The sequence below is a fragment of the Methylobacterium sp. BI1 genome, from assembly GCF_056680125.1.
The window spans coordinates 3896904-3923062 of the sequence record NZ_CM155267.1 but is presented as its reverse complement, the minus strand read 5'-3'; the positions used below and the strand labels follow the sequence as shown (position 1 = coordinate 3923062).

Sequence of the window (26159 nt, the reverse complement as noted above, 5' to 3'; positions counted from 1 at the left end):
ACGCATCAGCGATGCCGTGGCTCCGCTCGTCCCACATTTCCAAGCCCTCCTGGGAGGGTTCAGGCTCCGCCGATCCGGCGGAAACAGACGGGGCCGAGCCAACACCTGCCTCTGTGCGTTCCCCACCGCGCGGCCCGGGTCTACTCGGTGCGCTGGTGGTGATCACGGCTCTGGTCTCCGCCATCACCACCTTCCTGATCCTGGCCGGTGTGATCCGGGTCACGCCGACACCGACGGTGGGCCTGACTCTTCTCGGCATCAACGTCTTCCTCGTCCTCGGCCTCGTCGTGATCATTGCCTGGGAGGCACGGGTCTTTCTCTATGCCCGGCGGACGAATGCCGCGGTGGCTCGGTTGCACACCCGCATCGTCGGGCTGTTCAGCCTGATCGCCATCCTTCCGACCGTGCTCCTGGCGGTTGTGGCGGCAGTGACCATCGATCGCGGCTTGTCGCTCGGCTTCACCGACCGAGTCCGAGACGTGGTGCTTAAATCGGTGGAGGTCGCCGACGCCTACCAGGAGAACCAGTGCCAGAGCCTCGCCCGCGAGATCCGCATCCTCGCTGACGACCTGACACGGGCGCGGCCGAACTTCGACGTGAACCGTGCCTGGTTCGAAAGCTTCCTCACCACCCGTGCCACGGCCCTCGGCCTGCCGGTGGCCGAGATCATGCGCGGTCCCAACGAGGTGGTGGCGCGCGCCAGTATCGACGCCCTGAAAGAACGGCGCCTGCCCTCGGCGGCCGCCTTCGAGGACGCGGCAAAATCGACGGATCCGATCTGCCTCGTGCCGAGCGAGGGGCGCATCTTCGCCGCACTTTTCCGGATGACCGCCTATGACGGTGCCGTGCTGCTGGTGCAGCGCGAGGTGAGCCAGCTTGCCGTCGAGTTTCCGGGTGTGTCGCGGGCCGCCGCCGCCGAGTACCTGACCTACGACTCGCTGAAGCGCTCGATCCAGATCAGCTTCGCCTCGGTCTTCGTGCTGATCGCCCTGATCGCCCTGCTCTCCGCGGTGTGGTTCGGCCTGAACTTCGCCAACCGCTTCGTTGCGCCGATCCGACGCCTGATCAACGCCGCCGATCAGGTCGCCTCGGGGAACTTCTACGCCCAGGTCCCGGCCCGGAAGAGCGACGGCGACCTCGCGCACCTGTCCGAGAGCTTCAACAAGATGACACAGGAGCTGCGCCGCCAGCATGACGGGCTGACGGCGGCCAGCGACCTCATCGACCGGCGCCGTCGGTTCACCGAGGCCGTGCTGGCCGGCGTCTCGCCCGGCGTCCTCGGCGTCGACGCGGCGGGGCACGTCACGATCGCCAATCCGTCGGTGGAGCGCACCCTCGGGCTCTCGGCCGACGAGATCGTCGGCAAACCCCTGACTCAGGTGGTGCCCGAGTTGCAGGCCTTGTTCCCGGAAGGCGGCGAGGCGCGACTGCGCACGATGCAGCAGCAGATCCAGCTTACGCGGGACGGCCGCGAGCGCACCGTGACCGTGCGGGTCACCAGCGAGCAGGCCCAGGGCGGCGCCCGCGGCTTCGTCGTCACCCTCGACGACATCACCGACCTCGTCTCGGCCCAGCGCACCTCGGCCTGGGCTGATGTGGCCCGGCGCATCGCCCACGAGATCAAGAATCCGCTGACCCCGATCCAGCTCTCCGCCGAACGCATCCGGCGCAAGTACGGCAAGGTTATCACCACCGACAAGGAGGTGTTCGACCAGTGCACGGCGACGATCGTGCGCCAGGTCGACGAGATCAAGCGCATGGTCGACGAGTTCTCGTCCTTCGCGCGGATGCCCAAGCCGGCGATCGCGCAGAACGACCTCAGCGAAATCACCCGCCAGAATCTGTTCATGATGCGCGTCGCGCATCCCGACATGGACTTCTCGTTCGGCGAGGACGGCGACCAGCCGATCCTGGCAGCCTTCGACATCCGCCTGCTGTCCCAGGCGATCACCAACATCCTGAAGAACGCCGTCGAGGCAGTACAGGCCGTGCCGGAGGCCGAGCTCGGGCAGGGCAAGGTCGACGTACGCCTCGTCCTCGAAGAGGGGTTCGTGGTCATCGAAGTCACGGATAACGGCAAGGGATTTCCCACCGAGGGGCGTCAGCGGCTCTTGGAGCCCTATATGACCACCCGCGAGGGTGGCACCGGCCTGGGGCTGGCCATCGTCAGCAAAGTCCTCGAAGAGCATGGCGGCGGGATCGAATTGAACGACAATCCGGAAGGTCGGGGAGGGCGCGTGCGCCTGCGCGTCCCACGCGACACCAGCGTCGCCCCCGTCCGTGACTCAGCCAACCACACGCCGCCGGAGGGCAAACCCTCCGCGCAGGATGAGAAGGGCGCCGCGCGGACGGCCCCCCCAATCGCGGAGATCCAGTCATGAGCGCCGATATCCTGATCGTCGACGACGAAGCCGACATCCGCGACCTCGTGGCCGGTATCCTCGACGACGAAGGCCATCGCACCCGCACCGCCGGCGGTTCGGACGAAGCCCTGGCGGCGATCGAGTCGCGCCGGCCCCACCTCGTTTTCCTCGATATCTGGCTGCAGGGCTCGCGCCTCGACGGCCTCCAGGTGCTTGACCAGATCAAGGCCGGCCATCCGGACCTGCCGGTGGTGATGATCTCGGGCCACGGCAACATCGAGACGGCCGTCGCGGCGATCAAGGCCGGCGCCTACGACTTCATCGAGAAGCCGTTCAAGGCCGACCGCCTGATCCTCGTGGCCGAGCGCGCCCTCGAAGCCTCCCGCCTCAAGCGCGAGGTCCGCGACCTCAAGGCCCGGTCGGGCCAGGCGAGCCGGCTCGTCGGCGCCTCGGTGGTGGTCAACCAGCTGCGCCAGACCGTGGAGCGAGTGGCGCCGACCAATGCCCGCGTGATGATCCTCGGAGCGCCGGGCTCGGGCAAGGAGCTCTCGGCGCGCACCCTGCACGCCATGTCGGCCCGGGCGAACGGACCCTTCGTGGTCATCAACGCCGCCACCATCACGCCGGACACGATGGAGGCCGAGCTGTTCGGCGTCGAAGCCGGGGAGGGCCGGGCGCGCCGGGTCGGTGCTCTCGAGGAGGCCCATGGCGGCTCGCTCTACATCGACGAAGTCGCCGACATGCCGCGCGAGACCCAGAACCGCATCCTGCGTGTCCTCGTCGATCAGAACTTCCAGCGCGTCGGCGGCACCACGCGGGTACACGTGGACGTGCGCATCATCTCGTCCTCGTCGCGCGATCTCGCCGAGGAGATCGCCGGGGGCCGGTTCCGCGAGGACCTGTTCCACCGCCTCTCGGTCGTGCCGATCCGGGTGCCGTCCCTGTCGGAGCGACGCGAGGACGTTCCTGAGCTGATCACCTTCTTCATGGAGCAGATTTCGGGGGCCACGGGACTGCCGCGCCGGCGCATCGCCGAGGACGCCATGGCGGTCCTCCAGTCGCACGACTGGCCCGGCAACGTCCGCCAGCTGCGCAACAACGTCGAGCGCCTGATGATCCTGACCCACACGGATCCGGATCAGGAGGTGACCTCCGAGATGCTGCCCACCGAGATCGGCGCCTTGGTGCCGACCACGCCGAACGGCTCGGGCGGCGAGAAGCTGATGAGCCTGGCGCTGCGCGAGGCGCGCGAGATCTTCGAGCGCGAGTACCTGATCGCGCAGATCGCCCGGTTCTCCGGCAACATTTCTCGCACGGCAGAGTTCATCGGCATGGAGCGCTCCGCGCTCCACCGAAAACTCAAGTCGCTCGGCATCGGCCCCTGAGAACGCGACGGCGATGCACTTGCATCGTAGCCGCGATACACGTGTAATGTTCCTGCACCGGTGCTCTGCTGCGCAGCGCGTCGGGGCACGCGAGACCAACGGACGAGAACCCGTCATCACGGCGGGCGGCGATGCGAACCAAGGATAAGAAAAAATGGCGGGCGAGCGCGCTCAGAACCTCCAGGACACGTTCCTGAACCATGTTCGCAAGAACAAGATTCCGCTCACGATCTTCCTCGTCAACGGCGTCAAGCTCCAGGGCGTAGTGACGTGGTTCGACAACTTTTGCGTGCTCCTGCGGCGGGACGGTCATTCGCAGCTTGTCTACAAGCACGCGATCTCCACGATCATGCCGGGGCATCCGGTTCAGCTGTTCGAACCGGACGAGACGGCGCCGGACAAGGCCTGAGCGCATAGGAAACTGCGTCCGGCCGACCGGAAAGGTTTGCCGCGCCCTTGTCTGGGGCCGGCAAACGCCCATTGTCCTGAAGACACGCAGGACAGGGTTGAACAAAGAACTTCATGACTGAACCGATGACGCCCGGCGAAGCCCGGCTCCAGGCGATGGCCGCCCCCGAGGGTGACATCGCGGCGGCAACCCACACCCTCGTCGTCGGACCCTATCTCGGCCGCGTCGCCGCCGCGGCCCGGGGCAACGCAAACGGTAGCCCCGAGGCCTTGCGCTCCACCGAGGCGCGGCTTGACGAGGCCGCAGGCCTCGCGGCCGCCATCGAACTCGATGTGGTCGAGGCCATCGTAGCGCCGGTGCAGCGGATCCGCCCCTCAACCTATCTCGGCAAGGGACGCGTCGAGGAGCTGGCCGGCGTGATTCGTGCCCGTGAGATCGGTCTTGTCGTGATGGACTGCGCCCTGTCGCCGGTGCAGCAGCGCAATCTCGAGAAGGCCTTCGGCTGCAAGGTCATCGACCGTACCGGCCTGATTCTGGAGATCTTCGGCCGCCGCGCCTCGACTCGCGAGGGCACGCTGCAGGTCGAGCACGCCCATCTCGCCTACCAGAAAAGTCGGCTGGTCCGGTCCTGGACTCACTTGGAGCGCCAGCGCGGCGGATTCGGCTTCCTCGGCGGTCCCGGCGAGACGCAGATCGAGGCCGACCGCCGCATGATCCAGGAACGGATGACCAAGATCGAGCGCGAACTCGACAGCGTGACCCGGACCCGCGGCCTGCACCGGCAGAGCCGCGCCCGGGTGCCGTACCCGATCGTCGCCCTCGTGGGCTACACCAATGCCGGCAAGTCGACGCTGTTCAACACCCTCACCAAGGCGCAGGTGATGGCGCAGGACATGCTGTTCGCGACCCTGGACCCGACGGCGCGGGCCACGAAGCTGCCACATGGCGAGACGGTGATCCTCTCCGACACGGTGGGCTTCATCTCGGAACTGCCGACCTCCCTGATCGCGGCCTTCCGGGCGACCCTGGAGGACGTGATCCACGCAGACATCCTGCTCCACGTTCGCGACGTCTCCCACGTCGACAGTGCCGCGCAAGCGGAGGATGTGAGCTCGGTGCTGCGCGAACTCGGGATCGAGACCTCGGCCTCGCGCATCATCGAAGTCTGGAACAAGGCCGACCTTCTGGATGCAGACGAGCGGACACGCCTGCTGAATCTCAGCGGGCATGGGCGCAGCGATCGGGACAGCGATGCCCCGGTCCTGGTCTCGGCGCTCACGGGCGAAGGGCTCGGCGTCCTGACGGCGCGCATCGAGGCACGAATCGCGCGCCAGCGCTCGACCTTCGCGGTGATCCTGCCGCCGGAGGACGGCGCTGCCCTTCACTGGCTCTACGAGAATGCCGAGGTGCTCGACCGGCGTGAGGAGGAGGGTGGCACGATGCACCTCGCCATTCGCATCGCTCCGGAGAAGGAGCCGCGGTTCCTGAACCGTTTCGAGGGCGCACGCCGCCTGAACCGGGTGAGCTGACGCTCCCTCGTTTCGTCCAATCTGAAAAGGGTGACGCCCGCGATCCTTCCGGATCGCGGGCGTTTCCGTCAGTCGCGCGACGGGCCCGGAACGATCAGGGCTGGAGCACACCGTTGATGACGTGGATGACGCCGTTCGACTGCATCACGTTGGCGGTGGTGACGGTGGCGGTGCTGCCCTTGGCATCGGTCACGTAGACCTTCTTGCCCTTGGTCTGAACGATCAGCGGCTCGCCCTCGACCGTCTTCAGCTGCGCTTCGCCACCGCCGTCCTTGGCGAGCTTCATCAGGTCCTTGGCGGTGTAGGTGCCGGGGACCACGTGGTAGGTCAGGATCTTGGTGAGGGTCGCCTTGTTCTCGGGCTTCACCAGGGTCTCGACGGTGCCGGCCGGCAGCTTGGCGAAGGCGGCGTTGGTGGGCGCGAACACCGTGAACGGGCCGGGGCCGGCCAGCGTATCGACGAGGCCGGCAGCCTTCACGGCGGCGACCAGGGTGGTGTGATCCTTCGAGTTCACCGCGTTCTCGACGATGTTCTTCGAAGCGTACATCGGCGCACCGCCGACCATCGGGTTCTTGGCGGAGGCCGCAACCGGGAAGGCGGCGCCGACGGAGAAGGCGAGCACGACGGCGGCGATCTTGGAAGCCACCGGGCGATGGGCGTGACGAGTGATCATGAAGCGTATCCTCTCAAACGATTGCCCCTTTCGTGGGGGTCGTCGTTCGGTACGGAGGACGGCCGGGAAAAGTTTCAGAGACGGGCGGATTGCATGGCCGACCGGTTGGGGTCGCGCTCGGGAACAAGGCTCCGGCTCGAATTCGCGCTCGGAATGTCGCCACCGCCGAAAAAGCGAAAGCCCGCCCGACAGGTGTCGGACGGGCTTTGCCTGATCCTATCGGCGGCGGAGCCAGGCCCCGCCGCAAAAGATCGGATCAGTACTTGCGGATGATCGGCGCGGGAGCGGCGGCGACCGGGGTCGGCGAGTACAGCGGCACGATCAGGCGGCCCGAGATCTCGGTGCTGTCGAAGCTGGTGGTCGCGACGGTGCGGGCGACGTAGACCTGCGCGGTGACGGGCCCGAAGTCGTAGCCGACGAGGCCGCCCATGAGGAACCGGCCGCGATCGTTGAAGGCGGCGTTGACGGTGCCGACGCGACCGAGGCTGGTGTCGAAGTTGACGGTGCCGTAGGCGATGGCGCCGATCTCGAACTTGCCGAACTTCTTAGTCGCGGTCAGGTCGAGGTTGAGCGAGTCGGACAGGGTGTAGACGGTCCCGAAGTTCCGGCCACCACCGAAGGACGACGGCGAGTCGTAGAAGTTGGCGGTCAGGTTGGCGGTGATGTTCCAGCCATCAGCCGTGTAGCTGCCTGCGATGCCGGCGCGGTAGGTGTTCGAGGAGAGCTGGGGGAGCACAGCGCCGGCGCCGAGGACACCGTTGTTCTGCACCAGAACGCCGCGATCGCCGTTCAGCTCGTTCAGGTAGACACCGCCGAGCAAGCTGACGCCGAAGCCGCCGCCCAGATCGAAGGCCCAGATACCGCCGACGAAGGTACCGACGTTGATCGACAGATCACGCACGCCGGTGGGGCCACCGCGCTTGCCGAACGCGAACACGGTCGGGGGAGCGACGAGGAGCTCGACACGGCCGCCAAAGGGGACGAACGGGGTCGACCAGACCAGCACCGGGATGTTCACACCGACGTCGACGGCCGACGGATTGTCACGCGACTGGAAGACGAAAGTGTTCAGCGCGTAGATGCCCTCGGGCAGCGGAGCGCCGGTGGCCAAGCCGACCTGCTCACCCGGAACCGTCGTGGTCTGCGCGTAGGATGCGGTGGCGGTCATGCCGACCGTGAGCGCGAGCGCTCCGGCAACGAGCCAGTTCTTCGACATTTTTACTCTTCCTTCCCAAGGATTTCAGGCGTCCGCCACGCAGCCGTCCGAACCATTCTGCCGATGCGCCGCTTGTTCGCAGCTTGTTTGCAGTTGGTTCGGCGGCCCCCCTTGCGGCCCGTTCTCAAGTCTCAACGTCGAGAACTATTCTACAGGACGCCGCGGAAGGACAGAGGAATGCTTGGAAACGGGGCAGTTCGGATCCGACCGTTGCGCAAAAGTCGCATTTTCGATGCAGTGCAGCGGAAGGATTTGTTAACCTTTTGAGCAGGTTGGCGGAAGTTTCTGCGCCCCTGAAAGGACCCGGAACGGCAAAATACCGCTGATCACTCAAGCTGTTATGGTTACGGTTCCGCCTCAGGACGATCCGGCAAACGCCTTCGGACCATTGCGCAGACGGCGGCCTCTGCCGGACCGGATCGGGCTTCCGACCGCCGGTTTGGTGCGCCGCGCCGCCCGCCCGGATCGGTCGATTCAGCGAATCGCCGGGCATCACGGCTGCGCGACGTGCTATTCGGCGGCGGCCCGGCCCTTGGCAGGCGCCGCGGCCGGCCGTCGCGCGAGGACGTCGCGCAGGAATCGGCCCGTATGGCTGGCCCGTGACTTGGCGATCTGCTCCGGGGTTCCTTCGGCTACGACGACGCCACCGCCGTCGCCCCCTTCGGGGCCCATATCGATGACCCAGTCGGCGGTCTTGATGACTTCGAGGTTGTGCTCGATCACCACAACGGTGTTGCCCTGGTCGACGAGCTCGTGGAGCACCTCCATCAGCTTGGCGACGTCGTGGAAGTGAAGCCCGGTGGTTGGCTCGTCGAGGATGTAGAGCGTCCGGCCGGTGGCACGCTTGGACAGCTCCTTCGAGAGCTTCACCCGCTGCGCTTCGCCACCCGACAGGGTAGTCGCCTGCTGCCCGACCTTGACGTAGCCGAGGCCGACCCGGGCCAGGGTCTCCATCTTCTCGCGGATGGTAGGCACAGCCTTGAACAGGTCGGCAGCCTCCTCGACGGTCATGTCGAGGACGTCGGCGATGGAATGTTCGCGGTACTTCACCTCGAGGGTCTCGCGGTCGTAGCGACGGCCCTTGCACACGTCGCAAGTGACGTAGACGTCCGGCAGGAAGTGCATCTCGATCTTGATGACGCCATCACCGGAACAGGCCTCGCAGCGCCCGCCCTTCACGTTGAAGGAGAACCGACCGGCCTGATAGCCACGGGCCTTGGCCTCGGGCAGCCCGGCGAACCAGTCGCGGATCGGCGTGAAGGCCCCGGTGTAGGTGGCGGGGTTCGAGCGCGGCGTGCGACCGATCGGCGACTGGTCGATGTCGATGACCTTGTCGAGGTGCTCCAGCCCTTCGAGCCGCTCGAAGGGCGCCGGATGCTCCAGGGCGCCGTTCAGGGATTTCGCCACCGCCTTGTAGAGCGTGTCGATGATCAGGGTCGACTTGCCGCCGCCGGAGACGCCGGAAATGCAGGTGAAGGTGCCCAGCGGAATGTCGACCGAGACGTTCTTCAGATTGTTGCCGCGGGCGCCGACGAGGCTGAGCTTGCCCTTGCGGCCCTTCCGCCGCGCGGTCGGAACCCGAACGCTCATCTCCCCGGTGAGGTACTTGGCTGTGAGCGAGGCCGGGTTCTTCAGCACCTCCTCAGGCGTCCCCTGGGCGATGATCTGCCCGCCATGGATGCCCGCGCCGGGGCCGACATCGACGACGTAGTCGGCTTGGAGAATGGCGTCTTCGTCGTGCTCGACCACGATCACCGAGTTGCCGAGGTCGCGCAGGCGCTTCAGCGTGCCGAGCAGACGCTCGTTGTCGCGCTGGTGCAGGCCGATGGACGGTTCGTCGAGGACGTAGAGCACGCCGGTGAGGCCGGAGCCGATCTGCGAGGCAAGGCGGATGCGCTGGCTCTCGCCCCCCGAGAGCGAGCCGGAGCCGCGCGCGAGGGTCAGGTATTCGAGCCCGACATCGATCAGGAAGGTCAGCCGGTCGCGGATCTCCTTGAGGATGCGGTAGGCGATCTCGTTCTGCTTGTCGGTGAGCTTGCCCGGCAGCTCCGAGAACCACGCATGGGCGTCGCGCACCGAGAGGGCGGTGATCTCGCCCACGTCCTGCATGGCGACCTTCACCGAGAGCGCTTCGAGCTTCAGGCGCTTGCCGCCGCAGGTGGCGCAGGGCGTCTCGCTCATGAAGCGCGCGATCTCCTCGCGGGAGCTGTCGCTCTCCGTCTCCTTGTAGCGCCGCTCCAGGTTCGGGACGACGCCCTCGAAGGGCTTGTTCACCTCGTAGGCGCGCATGCCGTCGTCGTAGGCGAAGCGGACCGCTTCGGAGCCGGTGCCGAACAGGACCACATCCCGGGCCTTCGCCGGCAGGTCGGCCCAGGCGACGGTGGTCTTGAATCCGAAGTGGCGCGCCAGGGCGTCGAGGGTCTGGCCATAATACGGGGAGGTCGATTTCGCCCAGGGGCCGACGGCACCGCGCTTCAGGCTGAGCTTGGCATCCGAGATCACGAGTTCGGGGTCGATCCGCATCTCGTGGCCGATGCCGCCGCAGGTCGGGCAGGCGCCGAAAGGATTGTTGAACGAGAACAGCCGCGGCTCGATCTCCGCGATGGTGAAGCCGGAGACGGGACAGGCGAACCGCGACGAGAAGGTGATGGCCTCCCGCGGCGCCTCGCCGTCGAGCGTGTCGGCGAACTCGATCAGGGCGATGCCGTCGGCGAGTTCCAGCGCCGTCTCGAAGGAATCGGCCAGCCGCGCCGCGATGTCCGCCCGCACGACGATCCGGTCCACCACCACGTCGATGTCGTGCTTCAGCTTCTTGTCGAGCTTCGGCACGTCGTCGATGGCATAGTACACGCCGTCGATCCGCAGGCGCTGGAAGCCCTTCTTCTGGAACTCCGCGATTTCCTTGCGGTACTCGCCCTTCCGGCCGCGGATCACCGGCGCCAGGAGGTAGAGCCGGCTCTTCTCCGGCAGTGCCAGGACGCGGTCCACCATCTGGCTTACGGTCTGGCTCTCGATCGGCAGCCCGGTCGCGGGCGAGTATGGGATGCCGACCCGCGCCCAGAGCAGGCGCATGTAGTCGTAGATCTCGGTAACGGTGCCGACCGTCGAGCGCGGGTTCTTCGAGGTGGTCTTCTGCTCGATGGAGATCGCCGGCGAGAGACCGTCGATCTGGTCGACGTCGGGCTTCGACATCATTTCAAGGAACTGGCGCGCATAAGCCGAGAGGGACTCGACGTAGCGGCGCTGGCCTTCCGCGTAGATGGTATCGAAGGCGAGCGACGACTTGCCGGAGCCGGACAGACCCGTGAAGACCACGAGGCGATCGCGCGGAATCGTCAGGTCAATGTTCTTCAGATTGTGCTCGCGCGCGCCGCGCACCGATATGACGCGCGCATCACGCGCGCCATCGAACAGTGCCTCGATCTTGGCTTCGACCCGCTCGGCCTCGGCTTGCGATTTCTTGGCAGCGGCTTTGGCTTTGGCCATGGAGTCTCTTCGGAACGTCTTCGGCGCGGATCTCGGTGGGACTCGATGAAAGCCCCTGCGGGATGTCGGGCGCACCACCGCGTCGGGCAAGGCGCACACCACGCATAGCCGCTCCTCAGCTAGAACAAAAAGCGTACGCGGACAATATCGCGGACGACCGGCGGCGTCCTGAACCGTTGTAGCCCCACCGGACGGCACCCGGGGACTTCGACGCCGATGCGCTACAGGTAACGAATCCGCGCAGATCTTCCTCGGGGTCGGGCCTGGAGACGCTACCCACGTGGATGCCGAGGTGGCTTCGCGGTCCGCCGGACGAGCGAGCCGGAGTTCCAAAGCAATCGGATGAACTGGGACAGCTCCCTATCCATCCTGCCTAAAAGTTGAAACGACCGACTAAAAATCGATCAAAGGCTAAATCGGAAATCAAACCTTTACCCGCCGCTTCGACAGTGCCGAAACGTTTCGAAGCAGGTTTCATGTGATGTCCGCCGGTCTTTTCTCATCGTTGCGCATTCGGATTCTTTTAGTTGCGTTGGCGCCCTGCCTTGCATTTGCGATGGTCGTTGGACTTGCCATCACGGAGCGAATGAATGCTCGGACCCGGATGGTCCAGGTGCAGGACCTCGTCGGCATGGCCGGCCAAGTCAGCGCCCTGGTGCACGAGGCCCAGCGCGAGCGCGGGGCGTCGAGCCTCTATCTCGGCGCCAAGGGCACCAAGTTTCGGGCCGAACTCGACGCGCAGCGCGTGAGGACCGATGCCGCCCGGGCGGCCCTGGACGCCGGCCGGGCCGGCCTCGATCTCGCCGCCTTCGGGCCCGGCGTCGCACGTCGCGATGCGGCGCTGACCGGGCAGTTGGCGGCCATCGCCCCGCACCGGACGGCAGTGGATGGCCTCGGTCGCACACCGGCCCAGAACATGGCCCTGTATTCGGGCGTGATCGCCAATGCGCTCGACCTGGTGCGCGAGGTCTCCCAGGTCGCCGCCAGTGCGGATCTCGCCGCCCGCATCAGTTCCTACTCGTCGTTCCTCGCCCTGAAGGAGCTCGCGGGCCAGGAGCGCGCCACCGCCTCGGCGATCTTCGGGGCCGGCCAGATCGACCTGGCCGGCCACGAGCGTCTGGCGGGTCTGAGCGCGGGCCAAAGCACCTATGAATCACTGTTCCGCCTCGGGGCCGAGCCGGCCCAGGCGGCACTCCTCGATGCCGGCAAGGCTGCGCCCGCGGCCCGGGAGGTCGACCGCCTCCGCCGCCTCGTTCTCGACACGCCTCCCGGGACCCCGCTCGCCTTCACCGATGCGCCCGCCTGGTTCGGCCTCGCCACCCAGCGCATCGATACGCTGAAGACGATCGAGGACCACCTTACCGCGGATCTCGGCGCTGCCGCCGGTGCCGCCCGTGCCGACGCCGAGCGGAGCGTCATAGTCTGGATGGCCGTCGGCCTCGCGACCCTTGGCCTGTCCTGCGGCCTCGCCTTCGCCTTCGGCACCGCCATCGCCCGTCCGCTCACCCGCATCGCCGCCTCGCTTACGGCCATCGGGCGGGGCGAGGAAACCGGCCCGATCCCGCAGAACGGCGCCCGCGAGGTCCGCGCCATCGCGGCGGCGGCGGTCGACTTCCAGGCCAGCGTCACCGAGCGTCGGCGCATCGCCGCCGAGGCCGACCATCTCACCGCCCATGCCGCCGCGGCCCGTCGCGCCGAAATGGTGGCGCTGGCCGATCGCTTCGAATCCCAGGCCAGCGGAATCGTCGAGGCGGTCTCGGCCGCCGCGAGCCAACTCGAGACGGCGGCCTATGCCCTGACCCAGGCCGCGAGCGACACGTCATCCCTCAGCGGGTCCGTGGCCGCAGCCTCGGCGGAAACCGCCGCCACCGCCGACACCGTGGCGGCGGCCACGGAGGAGCTCAGCGCCTCGGTGCGGGAGATCGGCAACCGGGTCGAGGCCTCGACCGCGGTGGCCGGCGAGGCGGAGCGTGACGCGGCGCGAATGGCGGAGGACGTCCAACGCCTCGCCCAGGCCGCGAACAGCATCGGCGAGATCGTCGGCCTGATCACCAGCATTGCGGCCCAGACCAATCTGCTCGCGCTGAACGCCACCATCGAGGCGGCCCGGGCGGGCGAGGCCGGGCGCGGGTTCGCTGTGGTCGCCGCGGAGGTGAAGAGCCTGGCGACCCAGACCGCCAAGGCAACGGAAGAGATCGCCGCGAAGGTCGGGGAGATCGCTCACTCCACCGACGCATCCGTGACGGCGATCGGCGGCATCACCGACGTCATCCAGCGCCTGAGCCGGATCTCGGGGGATATCTCGGCGGCCGTCGACCAGCAGGAGGCAGCGACGCAGGAGATCGCCCGGAACACCGTCCTGACGTCCGAAGGCACCCGAGCAGTTTCCGGCCACATCGTCGGTGTTCGCGAGGCAGCGGAAGCCGCCCGCAGCGGATCGGCTCAGGTGCTCTCTGCAGCGAGCGACCTCGCCCGTCAGGCCACGGCCCTACGCCGGGAAGTCGACGGCTTCCTGGTCACGGTTCGGGCGGCCTGACCTCGGGCTCCTGACCCGGGCTACGGGTTGGTCTTCCAGGGATTGATGACGCGCATCGCCGTCAGCTCCGGCTTCACGGACTGGTCGACGCTGGCGGGCATCACCTTGCGCGCCTGCGCCATCAGCTTGCGGGCCTGATCGGCCGGTAGGGCGCCGATCGGCAGCATCATCGCGGCGAGTTGGTTGCGGGTGCGCCGATCGACGAAGTCGGAGCGGCCGACGCTCTCGAAGTCGCGGGCGGTGTGCCGGTCGTCCGGCCGCCCGGTGAAGACCTTCGCACCGTCCTTCATCACCACGATATCGCCGGGTCGAAGGGTCTCGTCCTTCATGAAGGCGGCCGCGGGCCCGGCCTTCATGTCGAGCGGAGTCTGGCGATCCGTGACCTTGATCTGCAGGGGTTCGGATTTCGGAAGCGCGGCGTAGCGGATCTTCGGGCGCTGGCGGGTGGCCTTCCGGATCGAGCGACGGGCCTGCTGGTAGTCGAAGCCCGGATCGGCCATGGGCGCGGGCGCCACTTGCTGGGCCGGTCGTGCGGGCGCAAAGAGCAGATCGAACAGGCCGCCATCGGCGCTCTGGGCACTCGCCGGCAGCGTGAGCAACATCAGTCCGATCACGGGGGCGGCCACGGCGCGCGAGGCTGCGGAGAGCGGGATCGTCGGCATCGATGTCTCCGAATGGGGCGCCCGACTGCGCGCCGAGATGACCCCTTAACAAAAGCACAACCTGAACAGTTCCAAGGTTTTCAAAAGATGGTGAGGGCTGTGCCAAGACTTCGCGAGCATGCTTTCGGAGCCCGGAAGAGAATAAAGTCCGTCGCGCACTGCGTCCTCGGACCGATCGCCTGATGGTCGCCGGCGATCCTCTCGTTCCGCGCCCGCATCAGCGTTCGGCGCGCGACGCGATTCTGGCCGCGCGCGCGGCCGGACGTACTGGATTTCTGCTCGGTGACACGACCGGTCTCGGCAAGACCCTGTCGGTCTGGAGCGCGGTCGCGGCGATGCCGGAGCGCGAGGTCCTCATCGTCTGCCCCAAGGGCGCGATGCCCCAGTGGCGGCGCACGATCGCGCTGTCGGGTCTCGGCGCGAAGGCGGTGACGCTCACCAACTACGAGCGGACGAAGGCGCTGATGGCACCGCCCCCCGCCGGCAACCGGCGCTCGATCCGCGCGAAGAACAACGCGCTCGCCCGGCACGGCACCCCGAAGCGGACCTGGCCCCTGGTGATCTTCGACGAGAGCCACCGCATCCGGAATCCGTACGCCCAGCAGAGCCTGGTCTGCCGGCAGATCGCCGAGGCGGCCGCCTTCACGATCTATCTCAGCGCCACCGCCGGCCAGGCCCCGCACGAGCTCTCCTATCTCGGACGCCTGCTGGGCGAGGCCGCGGGCCAGCCCAGCGAAACCCTGGCGGAATTCCGGACCCTGATGCAGCGGCTCGGGATCGGGCGGGCCAAGGGCCGGTGGACCAACTGGTCTTGGGACGCGAACCCCCGCGACTGCACGGTGATGGCCGATCTGCTGTTCAAGGGAGAGCGGGCGATCGGTCTGCGTCGGCGTCCCGGCGACATCGCAGGCTGGCCCGAGGTGCAGCGCGCCCTCAGCGCCGTCGCCCTCACGCCGTCCGAGCGCCGCCTCTACGATGCGACCTGGCGCGAATTCCGCTGGGAATGGGGCCTTCTCGGCGGCAGCACCCGCAAGCCGGCCGGTTGGGCGGCGGACCTGCGCTTCCGCCAGAAAGCGAGCCTGCTCCGGGTCTCGGGCACCACTGCCTTCGCTGATCTCCTGGTGGAGGACGGCCACGCGGTGGCGATCTCGGTGGCCTTCCTGGAGACGGCCGCCGCTCTCGTAGAGACCCTGCGCGCGGCGGGCTGGCGGGCTGAGGCGATCACCGGCACCCAATCGGGCGAGGCGAACGAGGCGGTGCGCCTCGCTTTCCAGACCGGCGGTCTCGACGCCGTCGTGTTCACGGTCACGGAATCGATCTCCCTGCATGCCCACGAATTACCCGGGGGCGAGAAGCCCCGCGCGCTCATCGTCCACGATCTGCGCCACAGCGCGATCCAGCTGACGCAGATCGAGGGCCGCTGCCATCGGGACGGACAACAGGCGACGATCTACTACGCCCTCGCCGAGGGCACGGTGGAGGAGAGCGTCGCCGCCACCGTGGTCGGCCGCATGGCCGCGATGGACGCGATGGCCGGCGAGGACACCACGCTGATCGACGCGATCGCCAGGGCCATCGCCGAGGTGCAGGCGGCCTAGCCGAATCGCGTCGGCCTGGAACGGGATCGTACCGCCACGGTTGTGGCCATCAGGGTCCCATCGAGCGGACGACCCGGACGCGATGAGAAGAGGACCGCCCCGATGGCACGACCGACGCCGAGCCTTGCCCGCCTGATCAGCGAGGGCCTGCGCCATGGCGGCGATCTCGTCGGCCAGGAACTCGAGCTGATGCGGCGGGAGACGGACGGCAACATCCGCGCGATCCTCGGCCTCGTTGCCCGGTTCGGAACCGCGCTCACCCTCGTGGTCGCCGCCCTGGTGATGCTATTCGTGGCGCTGGTGAAGGGGATCGCCGCCCTGATCGGATCGGAGATCCTAGCGGCGCTGATCGTGGGGGCGCCCTTCGCCGGGATCGCCCTCCTTCTTATGGTCCTGGGCCTGCGCCGGATGGACCGCTCCAACCTGCTGCCCCGCCGCTTCGAGCGTCAGGTGGAAAAGGACGCCGCCCTGGTGACGGGCCGCGTCGCCGACTAAGCCTCAGGTCCTCCGGACGGTGCCGAGCAGCGCGTCCTTGTCGACGCCGAGCGCCGCGGCGATCTCGGCCAGGGCGGCATGCTCCGGCTCGCTGATCCCGGCCTGGTCAGCCACGTCGGCGGCGATGAGGAACACGCTGGTGCGCTGGGCGATCTCGCGCTCCGCGATGGCGGCGACGAACTGCAGGTTCTCGGCGCGGCCGGCACGGGTGCGGGCGCGGGCGATGCCTTCGAACAGCTCGGCTTCCAGCTTCAAGGTGTCGTAGCCCCGCTCGAGGATCGGATTGGCGCGCATGCCGGCGAGTGCCACCTCGATCTCTTCCTCGTCGATCTCGTAATCCGCCAGGATCACGTTGGCCGAGGCCGAGACCGCCGCCTCCATCAGGGGCCGGTCGCCGAGATAGGCGCCCATGGTCTGGGAAAAGCGCCCGACGAACTCCTGAAATACACCCATCCGGTTCCCCGACGACTTTCAAAGTGAGTGGCACCCGGAATCGACCGGGCGATCCCGCGACAACGCTTTCGTATCAAAAGCTTGGCGCCGGAGGCGTGTCAACGCACCCGGCGCCTCACGGCTGCCGAGGCTTGGGCGGATAGTCATGGACCGCCCCCTGGGGGTCGGTCACCCGCCACCCGGCATCGGCTTCGGCAAGGTAGTCGGGCCCGACCGGGACCTTGCCGTGGCCGCCCGGAATGTCGAGCACGTAGAGGGGCTGAGCGAGGCCCGAGAGGCGACCGCGCAGGGACCGGACGAGGTCGCGGCCCGCGCCGAGATCCGTGCGCAGGTGGCTGGTCCCGGGCGCGAGATCGCCGTGATGCAGGTAGTAGGGCTTGATCCGGTTCTCCACGAAGCGCCGCATCAGCAGGGCCAGGGTCTCCGGATCGTCGTTGATCCCGGCGAGCAGGACCGTCTGGCTCACCATCGGGATGCCGGCATCGACGAGGCGCGCCACCGCCGCGCAGGCGGCCGGGGTGAACTCGCGCGGGTGGTTGGCATGCAGGGCGACGAAGACCGCCCCCTCGAAGCGCTTGAGGGCGGCGACAAGGTCCGCGCCGACAGCGCCCGGGTCCACGACAGGGACCCGGGTGTGGAATCGCAGTACTCGCACGTGCGGGATCGCCGCGAGGGAGGTCGCGATCTGGGCGAGCCGGCGCGGTGCCAGGGCGAAGGGGTCTCCCCCGGTGACCACCACCTCCCAGATTTCGGGCCGTCCGGCGATGTAGGCGAAGGCCCGGGCGAGATCGGCCTCGCTCAAGGTGCCGAGGCCCTCCGGCCCGACCATCTCGCGCCGGAAGCAGAAACGGCAATAGACCGGACAGACATGCAGCGGCTTCAGGAGCACCCGATCGGGATAGCGGTGGACCAGGCCGGGCAGGGGACTATGGGCCCCGTCGCCGATCGGGTCGGCCTCCTCCAGATCCCGGGTCTGCAACTCCTCGACGCGGGGCAGGAACTGGCGAGCGATCGGATCCGCTGGATCGTGGTGGTCGATCAGCTCGGCCATGTCCGCGGTGACCGAGACGGCATAGCGCGCCGCCACCGCCTCCAGGGCCGGAAGGTCGGCAGGGGCGACCAGTCCGGCGCGGACGAGGTCGGCAGGTCGGCGCAGGGACGCGCTCATCGTCCCGACCCCGCCACTGGCGTCCAGAGTACGTCCTCGATGTGGCGGGCATCGGTCGCCAGCATGACGAGGCGGTCGAGGCCGAGGGCGATGCCGCTCGCTTCCGGCATAATCGCCAGGGCGTCGAGGAAATCCTCGTCGATCGGGTAGGTCTCGCCGTAGACCCGGGCCTTCTCGGCCATCTCGAGCGTGAAGCGCCGGCGCTGCTCCTCCGCATCGGTGAGCTCGCCGAAGGCGTTGGCGAGTTCGACGCCGCAGGCATAGAGCTCGAAGCGCTCGGCCACGCGCGGGTCGCGCGGGCTGGGCCGGGCCAGGGCCGCCTCGCTCACGGGGTACTCACACAGGATCGTCGGACGCCCGAGCCCGAGATGCGGCTCGATCCGCGCCACCAGCACACGGCTGAACAGGTCGGCCCAGGTGTCGTCCTCGGCGACCCGCAGCCCCGCACCGGACACGGCGGCCGCGAGCGCCGCACGATCGGTGGTCCCATCGGCGGCGATGGTGGCGAGGAGGTCGATGCCGGCCCGCGTGGCGAAGGCCTGCGCCAGGGTCACCCGCTCGGGCTCCGCGAAGGGGTCGGCCGTGCGACCGCGATGGCTCAGCATGGACACGCCGGCCGTCTCGGCGGCGAGCGCCAGGAGCTCGGCCCCGTCGCGCATCAGGGCGGTGTAGTCGGCCCCCGCCCGGTACCATTCGAGCATGGTGAATTCCGGATGATGCAGGGGGCCCCGCTCGCGGTTGCGATAGACGCGGGCGAAGCTGACGAGGCGCGGCTCGCCGGCGGCCAGGAGCTTCTTGCAGGCGAATTCCGGCGAGGTGTGGAGATACAGCGCTTGGCGCGTGCCGTCGGGACGAAGGGCCTCGGTGCTGAAGGCCGAGAGGTGGGCTTCGTTGCCGGGCGACACCTGCAGCGCGGCGGCCTCGACCTCGACGAAGTCGGCTGCCGCGAAATGCGCCCGGAACGCTGCGATAATACGGTTGCGCACCATCAGGGCCGGCCGGCGGTCGGCATGGCGATGGGGCGCCCACCAGGGGGAGGGGGTGTTCATGCGGCGAGCTTTGCGACCTGCTTCAGACCTGAATTCGACGTCCCGATCGACGGCGTGGACGTGCCGTCTCGCGGTGCGACTGGCAACGGTGGCGCGGATAGGTTAGTGGCGGGGCCAAGATGTCGCTCCCGCGGAGAGATCCGCGTCGGGGCGCCGAGTCCGTTTCTACCAACGAACACAGCAGGACCAGACCCCGTGAAGGTGATCGCCTCTACGCTCCGCAAGGGCAACGTCGTCGACAAGGATGGCAAGCTCTACGTCATCCTGACGGTCGAGAACATCCATCCCGGCAAGGGCACCCCGGTGACCCAGCTCGACATGCGTCGCATCACCGACGGCGTGAAGGTGTCCGAGCGCTACCGCACCACCGAATCGGTCGAGCGCGCCTTCGTCGAGGACCGCGAGCACACCTTCCTCTACGAGGACGGCGAGGGCTTCCACTTCATGAACCCCGAGAACTACGACCAGGTCGCGATCCCCAAGGACGTCGTCGGCAGTGCCGCGCCGTACCTGCAGGAGGGCATGGCCGTGATGGTCTCGACCCATAACGGCGTGGCGCTCACCCTCGAGCTGCCGCAGCGCGTTGTCCTCGAAGTCACCGAGACCGAGCCGGCGATGAAGGGCCAGACGGCCTCTTCGTCCTACAAGCCCGCGATCCTCTCCAACGGTGTCCGCACCGCCGTGCCGCCGCACATCGCCGTCGGCACCCGCGTGGTGATCATGACCGAGGACGGCTCCTACGTGGAGCGCGCCAAGGACTGAGCGTACCCCGGGATCGCGCGTCCGGCCTCACGGAGCCGGCGCCGTTCCCTCCGCCGCCGCGTAGCAGCCCTGGGACAGGCCCTGGGCCCGCAGGCGCTCCTCGGCGGTGAAGCTTCGCGGGCGATCCGCCCAGAGGTTTTCCCGGCGGAACGCATCCGAGACGCAGGCCGCCGCCCGGGTACAGGCCGCGGTCTCGCCCCCCGTCGCGACACAGTTGCGCACGTAGAGCGCCCGGAACTCGGCCACCCCCGCCTCCGGATGCGGGCCCGTCAGGCTGACGAGGCCCGTGAACAGTCCGATCAGGATCGGCTGGTGGATCAGGTAGATCGCCAGGCTGTGACGGCCGGCCCAGGCCAGCCCGCGCGCGAAGCGGCCGGTGGCGGTCCAGTTCGCGAGCCGCGAACGGCGAAAGGCGGCGAGGCCATACAGCGCCATCGCAACCCCGGCGAGAACCATCCCGAACCAGGGAAACAGCGGCACGTAGTCGTTGGTCTGGGGAACGGCGCGGCCGAGCCCCAGGAAGGACAGCGTCGGCGCATCGAGGAGCCCGCCCGAGACCAGGTACGGCCCGGCCAGGACGAATACCGCGGCGAGGCCGGAGGCCCAGCGCGGCAGGACCCGTACGAAGGGCAGGGCCAGCACGCTCGAGACGGCGATGCAGTGCAGGATGCCGAAGAAGATGTAGCTCGACGGATCGGTGACGACCGTTGCAGCGGTCACCAGCAACGCCGCCCCGGCGATCCGGGCCAGCCGAAGGGCGAACGGCCCCGCCGCGAAGCGCTCACCGTTCATCAGCACGAGTCCGATCCCGACGAGGATCAGGAAGCATCCAGCGATTCCGTGCGCGGCGAGGCGGCCCGAAGGCGTCAGCGCGTAGTTCTCGGGCGTGAGCCGCAGGGCGCCGAGATCCCAGGTGGCGTGGTAGAGCGCCATCGCCACGAGAGCGAGCCCGCGGGCGACATCGAGGGCGGCGTACCGGAAGCGGGACTCGGCGGGGGCGGGGAACGGGCGGATCATCGCGCAGGCCCTAGCATCGATCCGGCGACGTCGCGACGTCCGTGCTCCGCGCGTAGAATTCGCGGCTTTCCGCACCGTTGGCTAACAAATTTTGACCGCCGTCAATTTGAGCCCAAAAATACTAAAGCTTGACCGGAGCTTGCGGCACGATCGCGGGAGGCAGGCTGTTGCCGCCGCACCGCCCTGCCGAACAATGCGGCATCGAAGTCCGGCACGGATCGCCAAACGGGCTTCCGCCGAGTCATGACTTTGTTAATCTCTGGTGCGGGTCGCGAGACGTGATTCGGTGTGGGTTGCTTACATGTCTGACGATTTCGGTTCAGGCCCCTTCGGGCAGCGTTCGTCGGGAGAGCAGGACGACACCCGCGCCGTCGAGGGCCAGGGCGCCGAGGCGCAGCGCCCCCTCGACCTCACGGAGGTGTCGGGTCGGATCAAATGGTTCGACGTGGCGAAAGGCTTCGGCTTTATCGTGCCGGACGATGGCTCGGCCGACGTGCTCCTTCACATCACCTGCCTGCGCCGGGACGGGCATCAGAGCGCCAGCGAAGGAGCCCGCGTGGTGGTGGAGGCCACGGAACGGCCCCGGGGCTGGCAGGCCTTCCGCGTCATCTCCCTCGATCAGTCGACCGCCCTGCATCCGTCCGAACTGCCCCTGCCGCGCACCCACGTCACCGTCACGCCGACCAGCGGCCTCGAAACCGCCGTGGTGAAGTGGTTCAACCGCCTGCGCGGCTTCGGATTCCTCAGCCGCGGCGACGGGACGCCGGACATCTTCGTTCACATGGAGACGCTCCGCCGCTACGGAATCGCTGAGCTCAAGCCGGGCGAGACGGTTCTCGTCCGCTACGGCGATGGTTCCAAGGGCAAGATGGCCGCCGAAGTCCGGCTGCTCGACGGTGCGCTGCCCGCCTCACACTGACGGATGGTCCGGTGGTCACGCGACGTTTGATCGATTGGCGCGATGGGTTTCGCGCGCTCCTCGCCCTCGCCCTGTTCGGGCTGATCCTCGGCCAGGCAACGGCGCAGGATGCGGCCTCCGGGCCGACCGAGGAGCTCAGCATCGTTGGCCGGGAGGGACGCCACGTCTTCGCCGTCGAGGTGATGCGCACCGATGCGGAGCGCTCGCGCGGCCTGATGTACCGGCGCGCCATGGCGCCCGACCACGGCATGCTGTTCGACTTCCAGGCCTCCGCGCCGGTGGCCATGTGGATGAAGAACACCTACCTGCCGCTCGACATGCTGTTCATCCGGGCCAACGGCACGATTGCCAAGATCGCTGCCGATACGGAACCGTTGTCCACCAAGGTGATCCCCTCGAACGAACCGGTCCTCTCCGTGCTGGAACTGAACGCCGGCACCGCCGCGCGCCTCCGGATCCACACGGGCGACCGCGTGGAGCATGCCCTGTTCGAGAGCAAGCCGCGCTGACCGCTCTTCCAGCGTTCTCGAACACACCGAGAACAAAGGCTTGACGCTCACGCGATTTGTCCCCACTGTTCCCTCAATGTTCTGATCCATTTCGGGACGGCCATTCGGCGGTACCGAAGCTGGCGACGAGGGGACATCATGTTCGACCTGCATCCGGACGACTTGCCTCTAGACGATCTGCATCAGGACGAGGTGTCCGCCCGCGCTGGGTGCTGTGCACCCGCCATCCTGTTCGAGAATGCCGACTGGCGTGTCGCTGCGGACGGCCTAGAGCATCGTGAGACCGGCTACTTCATCGCACGGGACACGATCGCCCAACGGCGGGGTGATCTCTGGGAATGGCCGATGCATCTGGCCGAGAAGAGCTGGTGCACGCCGCGCAGCTTCCGGGACGCGTTTCTTGCTGCCGTAGCGGCCTTCGGGGTCGAGCTGGATTCCGGCCTCTCCCAGTCCTTCGCGGTCGCCTTCGGGCTGGTCGCCGGTGCCGGGACGCGACGGGGCGACGCGGGCTTCGTGGCCCTGGGCGATCTCGTTCGTCCGAAGCCAGTGAGTTCCGGTGCCGCCCGGAAGCGCAATCCGGCCGCCGAAGCCCGGCCGACAAAGCGGCGCCTGGGCTTGCCCGTCGAGGCACGGACGGGCGAAGCGGTACGCCAGCGCGTTGCCCTCTGAGACTGTTCGGCGCGGAACCGAGCCCTAACTTCCCGGCTGCGATCCAGGACGTCTTCGTCCCGCGAGATCGCTCCTGACAGATCGCCCCCGGGAACGTCATGTCGAACACGTCGGATCACCGCGCTGATACCACACCGCTCGAAGGCCTCGACGGCCTCCTGACGCCGCCCTTTTCCCGGCGGGGCTTCGTCATGACGAGCCTCATGACGGGGCTGACGCTGGCGACGAGTTCCGTCGAGGCTCAGGTGATCCGAACCGATTCCGACGGCATCGAGGCCGGCGAGGTGAAGATTCCCGCTGCCGACGGCCCGATGCCCGGATATCGGGCCATGCCGAAAGGGGCAGGACCGTTTCCGATCATCCTCGTCATCGAGGAAATCTTCGGGGTGCACGACTACATCAAGGATATCTGCCGCCGGCTCGCCAAGACCGGATACTGTGCGGTGGCACCCGAGCTCTATGCTCGCCAGGGCGATCTCTCGACGATGACGGACGCGAAGGTGATCATCCGCGACATCATCTCGAAGACTCCGGATGCCCAGTGGATTGCGGATCTGGATGCCGCCGCGGGTTGGGCGGTCTCGGCCTCGCACGGAGATCCGTCGCGCATCGGAACGATGGGCTGGTGCCGTGGCGGGCGCGGCGTCTGGCTCTATGCCGCGCACCGGAAGGACCTGAAGGCGGGTGTCGCGTGGTATGGGCCCGTCGGCGGGGAGCGGACCGACATTCAGCCGCGCACGGCCACGGATCTGGCGGCCGACCTCAACGCCCCGCTCCTGTGTCTCTATGGCGGCGCCGATACCGGCATCCCCGTCCCGGACGTGGAAGCGGCGCGCGACAAGGCCAAGGCCGCCGGTAAATCGGTGGAGCTCGTCGTGTATCCGGAGGCTCCGCACGGATTTCACGCGGACTACCGGCCAAGCTACCGTGAAGCCGACGCGAAGGATGGTTGGGCGCGGGCCCTAGCCTTTCTGAAATCTCACGGTGTTGGCTAAAAATCTCGCGAAAGCGTGGCGCTGAAAGCACAACGCGCCTGTCCGGAGCTCATCCGGGGCTATTGGTCGGTTCCGCCACATTGACAGCTTCGCGCCTCCGTGGCGCAAGATTGCACTTGGCCCGCCGTTCTGGCCCGAAGAGCGTACCGGACCCATGAGTGCTGTGACTCCATCTGACGCACGTCCCGTGATCCTCGTCGTCGAGGACGAGCCAGATGAGCGGTTCCTCGCGGCCGAACTCCTCGAAGAGACCGGCTTCCGGGTGATCGAGGCGGAGACCGCCGAACGCGCCCTGGCGATCCTCAACGACCGGGGCGACGAAGTCAGCGTCGTGTTCTCCGATGTGCGCACGCCGGGGCCGATCGGCGGCTTCGAGCTGGCCCGCATCATCGGCGTCACCTGGCCGCGCGTGCGAGTCCTGCTCACCTCCGGCGACGCCGGCGACCAGCCGAGCGATCTGCGGGTGTCGGCGACCTTCATTCCGAAGCCCTGGCGCGCCGCCGATATCCTGGCCTGGGTCGAGGAAGCTGCCGGACGGGCCGACGGCACGCCCTCCGGACCGGACGTCATCGGCTCGCCCCTGCGCGGCAATTAAAATTATCATAGATCAGCGGAAACATCGGGTCGCGAGTCCGTTGACGGGGTTCACGCAATCGAGAGGCCGCGCGATGGCCCGGAAGACGACGATGAACTTTGCCCCATCGGTCCGCGCCCAGCGTCCGGACGAAGCGTGGTCGTCCCTGACCGGCTTGCCCGAGGATCGCCTGCTGGCGACACTCGGAAGCAACCTTCGCGACGTCTACCAAGCCGTCACCGAGGCAGTTCAGCCCAACGATCTGATGCGGCTCGCCGCAATGATCGACGAGCGGCGCGGCCAGTCGAAGCACTGAGGCACACATTCCGCTCGCCCAGTGCGGCGGGAATACCGCACTCAGCCGCGCCGGATTGCCGTATGGTTCGGCGCAGAATTGATCCGTGCTTCGCGAGGACTGGCCTTCGAAGCTCACGGGCTGCGTCATCGGACTGTCCATGCGTTTCACACTGAGCCTCGGCGTCGCCGCTCTGGGCCTCGCCGCGCTGATGGCGGCGGCTGCGCCGGCCATTGCCGCCGCCCCGCCGAACCAGCCCGCGGAAGGGCCTGGCGGAATCGGCGATCGCGCCGCGACCATCGTGAAGCGTGGGCTCGGCAAGGCCGGCTCAGGCAGCTTCGTCTTCTACAAAGCGGGCGCCGCACCGGCCGAAGGCCGCCCCGTGGTGGTCTTCCTCCACGCCTGGGGGGCGCCCAATCCGCAGGCCTACGGGAGCTGGATCGACCATCTCGCCCGCAACGGCTCGCTCGTCATCTTCCCGCGCTTCCAGGACCTCAACCGGACCCGCCCCTCGGAGGCGAGCGCGATCGCGGAGCGTATCCTCAAGTCGACGCTGTCCGATCTCGCAAGCGATGCCGATGCCAAGCCGGACCTGAAGCGAGTCGCCGTGATCGGTCACCTCGCCGGCGCCCCGATCGCTGCCAACATCGCCGCCGACGCGGCCGAGCAGGGTCTGCCGATCCCTCGCCTCGTCTTCGGGATCATGCCGGGCGGCATCGCCAGCGACGCCCGCGCCCGCGGGATCGTCCTGCACGATCTCGGCCGCATCGCCCCCGAGACCCTGGTCATCACCGTAATCGGGGACCGCGACGCGCGGGCTGCCGACCTCGCCGGGCGACGCCTTCTGCGGGAAGCCAGCGCCGTGCCGAGCGAGCGCAAGCTGTTCGTGCGCGCCCTCTCGGACGACCATGGGTTTCCCGCCCTGGCCGCGACGCTGACGTCGCCGGCCGGTGTGGACGCCGCCTATGACGGATCGGCGATCAAGCTGCCGCCGGAGCCGCCGCGAGACCCGAAGCAGCCGGCCCCGCCCTTCAAGTGGTCGCCCGACATGGCCCTGACGGGCGAGCAGACCACCCTGGTCTCGCAGATCAACAATTCTCGCGCCGACAGCCTCGACTATCTCGCCTATTGGAAGACCTTCGACCTCGCGGCCGCGGCGGCTTTCGGCGGAACGGACGCCGCGGGCCTGAAAGCCAATCCGCGCTTCAGCGACATGGAGCGTTGGGCCGACGGCTGGCCGGTCAAGCGCCTCGTGGTGGAAACGCCGCGCCCGCCCGCGGCCCAACCCGCCGTCGCCGCGCCGACCCCGGCGGCTGCCCCCCGCCCCAAGCCGGCCGCGTCGCGCCGTCCCTGACGCCCGCTCATCCTCCGGCTTTCCAAGTTCAAGGCAAGACAAT

The 26159-nt window shown here is 68.0% G+C and carries 23 protein-coding genes; 15 read left to right on the top strand and 8 right to left on the bottom strand.

Annotated features, from left to right (window positions below; genetic code table 11):
* Nucleotides 1-11 precede the first annotated feature (11 nt).
* The 4 genes from AC1MGR_RS18545 (at nucleotide 12) to hflX (ending at nucleotide 5686) form a co-directional block, all read left to right on the top strand.
* Nucleotides 12-2381: a sensor histidine kinase NtrY-like gene (locus AC1MGR_RS18545; protein WP_480232506.1), complete on the top strand. Its 2370-nt coding sequence runs from the start codon at nucleotides 12-14 to the stop codon at nucleotides 2379-2381.
* Complete coding sequence (gene ntrX / locus AC1MGR_RS18540; protein ID WP_108034383.1) at nucleotides 2378-3748, top strand: nitrogen assimilation response regulator NtrX; 1371 nt, start codon at nucleotides 2378-2380, stop codon at nucleotides 3746-3748. The genes AC1MGR_RS18545 and ntrX overlap by 4 nt, the downstream gene beginning before the upstream one ends.
* A gap of 154 nt (nucleotides 3749-3902) precedes the next feature.
* Nucleotides 3903-4157, top strand: a complete 255-nt coding sequence (gene hfq / locus AC1MGR_RS18535) for an RNA chaperone Hfq (RefSeq protein ID WP_009866358.1) — start codon at nucleotides 3903-3905, stop codon at nucleotides 4155-4157.
* A 113-nt stretch (nucleotides 4158-4270) separates the two neighbouring features.
* Nucleotides 4271-5686 (top strand): GTPase HflX, encoded by a 1416-nt coding sequence (gene hflX / locus AC1MGR_RS18530; RefSeq protein WP_480232505.1) that lies wholly within the window; start codon nucleotides 4271-4273, stop codon nucleotides 5684-5686.
* Nucleotides 5687-5780: 94 nt separating this feature from the next.
* Here the strand turns inward: hflX and AC1MGR_RS18525 are convergent, their stop codons facing one another.
* The 3 genes from AC1MGR_RS18525 to uvrA form a co-directional block, all read right to left on the bottom strand.
* Complete coding sequence (locus AC1MGR_RS18525; RefSeq protein WP_480232504.1) at nucleotides 5781-6359, bottom strand: fasciclin domain-containing protein; 579 nt, start codon at nucleotides 6357-6359, stop codon at nucleotides 5781-5783.
* A gap of 256 nt (nucleotides 6360-6615) precedes the next feature.
* Nucleotides 6616-7575, bottom strand: coding sequence for a transporter (locus AC1MGR_RS18520; protein ID WP_108034386.1), 960 nt, complete (start codon nucleotides 7573-7575; stop codon nucleotides 6616-6618).
* A 510-nt stretch (nucleotides 7576-8085) separates the two neighbouring features.
* The gene (gene uvrA, locus AC1MGR_RS18515) at nucleotides 8086-11061 is read right to left on the bottom strand and encodes an excinuclease ABC subunit UvrA (protein ID WP_480232503.1); all 2976 of its coding nucleotides are present in this window, start codon (nucleotides 11059-11061) and stop codon (nucleotides 8086-8088) included.
* Between the two features lie 481 nt (nucleotides 11062-11542).
* Between uvrA and AC1MGR_RS18510 the strand changes: the two genes are divergently transcribed.
* Entirely contained in the window at nucleotides 11543-13597 is a 2055-nt protein-coding gene (locus AC1MGR_RS18510) for a methyl-accepting chemotaxis protein (RefSeq protein ID WP_480232502.1), read from the top strand.
* 20 nt (nucleotides 13598-13617) lie between these two features.
* Here the strand turns inward: AC1MGR_RS18510 and AC1MGR_RS18505 are convergent, their stop codons facing one another.
* On the bottom strand, nucleotides 13618-14259 hold the full coding sequence (locus AC1MGR_RS18505; protein WP_480232501.1) for a hypothetical protein: 642 nt from the start codon (nucleotides 14257-14259) through the stop codon (nucleotides 13618-13620).
* A 182-nt stretch (nucleotides 14260-14441) separates the two neighbouring features.
* Here AC1MGR_RS18505 and AC1MGR_RS18500 point away from each other — a divergent pair, with 182 nt between their 5' ends.
* Both AC1MGR_RS18500 and AC1MGR_RS18495 read left to right on the top strand, forming a co-directional pair.
* Nucleotides 14442-15857 carry a DEAD/DEAH box helicase family protein gene (locus tag AC1MGR_RS18500; protein WP_480232500.1) on the top strand — a complete coding sequence of 472 codons (1416 nt, stop codon included), beginning with the start codon at nucleotides 14442-14444 and terminating at the stop codon, nucleotides 15855-15857.
* A 102-nt stretch (nucleotides 15858-15959) separates the two neighbouring features.
* Nucleotides 15960-16352: a phage holin family protein gene (locus tag AC1MGR_RS18495; protein ID WP_108034390.1), complete on the top strand. Its 393-nt coding sequence runs from the start codon at nucleotides 15960-15962 to the stop codon at nucleotides 16350-16352.
* A gap of 3 nt (nucleotides 16353-16355) precedes the next feature.
* Here AC1MGR_RS18495 and AC1MGR_RS18490 read toward each other — a convergent pair whose 3' ends face one another.
* The 3 genes from AC1MGR_RS18490 to epmA all read right to left on the bottom strand — a co-directional run bounded on the left by AC1MGR_RS18490 (nucleotide 16356) and on the right by epmA (nucleotide 19022).
* Complete coding sequence (locus tag AC1MGR_RS18490; protein WP_108034391.1) at nucleotides 16356-16805, bottom strand: Tellurite resistance protein TerB; 450 nt, start codon at nucleotides 16803-16805, stop codon at nucleotides 16356-16358.
* Between the two features lie 115 nt (nucleotides 16806-16920).
* Nucleotides 16921-17973 carry a lysine-2,3-aminomutase-like protein gene (locus AC1MGR_RS18485; RefSeq protein ID WP_480232499.1) on the bottom strand — a complete coding sequence of 351 codons (1053 nt, stop codon included), beginning with the start codon at nucleotides 17971-17973 and terminating at the stop codon, nucleotides 16921-16923.
* On the bottom strand, nucleotides 17970-19022 hold the full coding sequence (gene epmA, locus AC1MGR_RS18480; protein WP_480232498.1) for an EF-P lysine aminoacylase EpmA: 1053 nt from the start codon (nucleotides 19020-19022) through the stop codon (nucleotides 17970-17972). Before epmA ends, AC1MGR_RS18485 begins: the two co-directional genes overlap by 4 nt.
* A 195-nt stretch (nucleotides 19023-19217) precedes the next feature.
* On the opposite strand from epmA, the gene efp reads away from it, so the two are divergent.
* Nucleotides 19218-19784: an elongation factor P gene (gene efp, locus AC1MGR_RS18475; RefSeq protein ID WP_056474694.1), complete on the top strand. Its 567-nt coding sequence runs from the start codon at nucleotides 19218-19220 to the stop codon at nucleotides 19782-19784.
* A gap of 27 nt (nucleotides 19785-19811) precedes the next feature.
* Here the strand turns inward: efp and AC1MGR_RS18470 are convergent, their stop codons facing one another.
* On the bottom strand, nucleotides 19812-20801 hold the full coding sequence (locus tag AC1MGR_RS18470) for an acetyltransferase domain-containing protein (protein WP_480232497.1): 990 nt from the start codon (nucleotides 20799-20801) through the stop codon (nucleotides 19812-19814).
* A gap of 301 nt (nucleotides 20802-21102) precedes the next feature.
* Here AC1MGR_RS18470 and AC1MGR_RS18465 point away from each other — a divergent pair, with 301 nt between their 5' ends.
* The 7 genes from AC1MGR_RS18465 to AC1MGR_RS18435 all read left to right on the top strand — a co-directional run bounded on the left by AC1MGR_RS18465 (nucleotide 21103) and on the right by AC1MGR_RS18435 (nucleotide 26116).
* Nucleotides 21103-21720, top strand: a complete 618-nt coding sequence (locus tag AC1MGR_RS18465) for a cold-shock protein (RefSeq protein WP_108034395.1) — start codon at nucleotides 21103-21105, stop codon at nucleotides 21718-21720.
* 11 nt (nucleotides 21721-21731) lie between these two features.
* On the top strand, nucleotides 21732-22229 hold the full coding sequence (locus AC1MGR_RS18460) for a DUF192 domain-containing protein (protein WP_480232496.1): 498 nt from the start codon (nucleotides 21732-21734) through the stop codon (nucleotides 22227-22229).
* Between the two features lie 138 nt (nucleotides 22230-22367).
* Nucleotides 22368-22898, top strand: coding sequence for a hypothetical protein (locus AC1MGR_RS18455; protein WP_480232495.1), 531 nt, complete (start codon nucleotides 22368-22370; stop codon nucleotides 22896-22898).
* A gap of 98 nt (nucleotides 22899-22996) precedes the next feature.
* Nucleotides 22997-23893 carry a dienelactone hydrolase family protein gene (locus tag AC1MGR_RS18450; RefSeq protein WP_108034397.1) on the top strand — a complete coding sequence of 299 codons (897 nt, stop codon included), beginning with the start codon at nucleotides 22997-22999 and terminating at the stop codon, nucleotides 23891-23893.
* A gap of 154 nt (nucleotides 23894-24047) precedes the next feature.
* Complete coding sequence (locus tag AC1MGR_RS18445) at nucleotides 24048-24488, top strand: response regulator (protein WP_108034398.1); 441 nt, start codon at nucleotides 24048-24050, stop codon at nucleotides 24486-24488.
* 73 nt (nucleotides 24489-24561) lie between these two features.
* Nucleotides 24562-24783, top strand: coding sequence for a hypothetical protein (locus AC1MGR_RS18440; RefSeq protein ID WP_108034399.1), 222 nt, complete (start codon nucleotides 24562-24564; stop codon nucleotides 24781-24783).
* A gap of 139 nt (nucleotides 24784-24922) precedes the next feature.
* Nucleotides 24923-26116 (top strand): alpha/beta hydrolase family protein, encoded by a 1194-nt coding sequence (locus tag AC1MGR_RS18435; protein WP_108034473.1) that lies wholly within the window; start codon nucleotides 24923-24925, stop codon nucleotides 26114-26116.
* The last annotated feature ends 43 nt before the right edge of the window (nucleotides 26117-26159 follow it).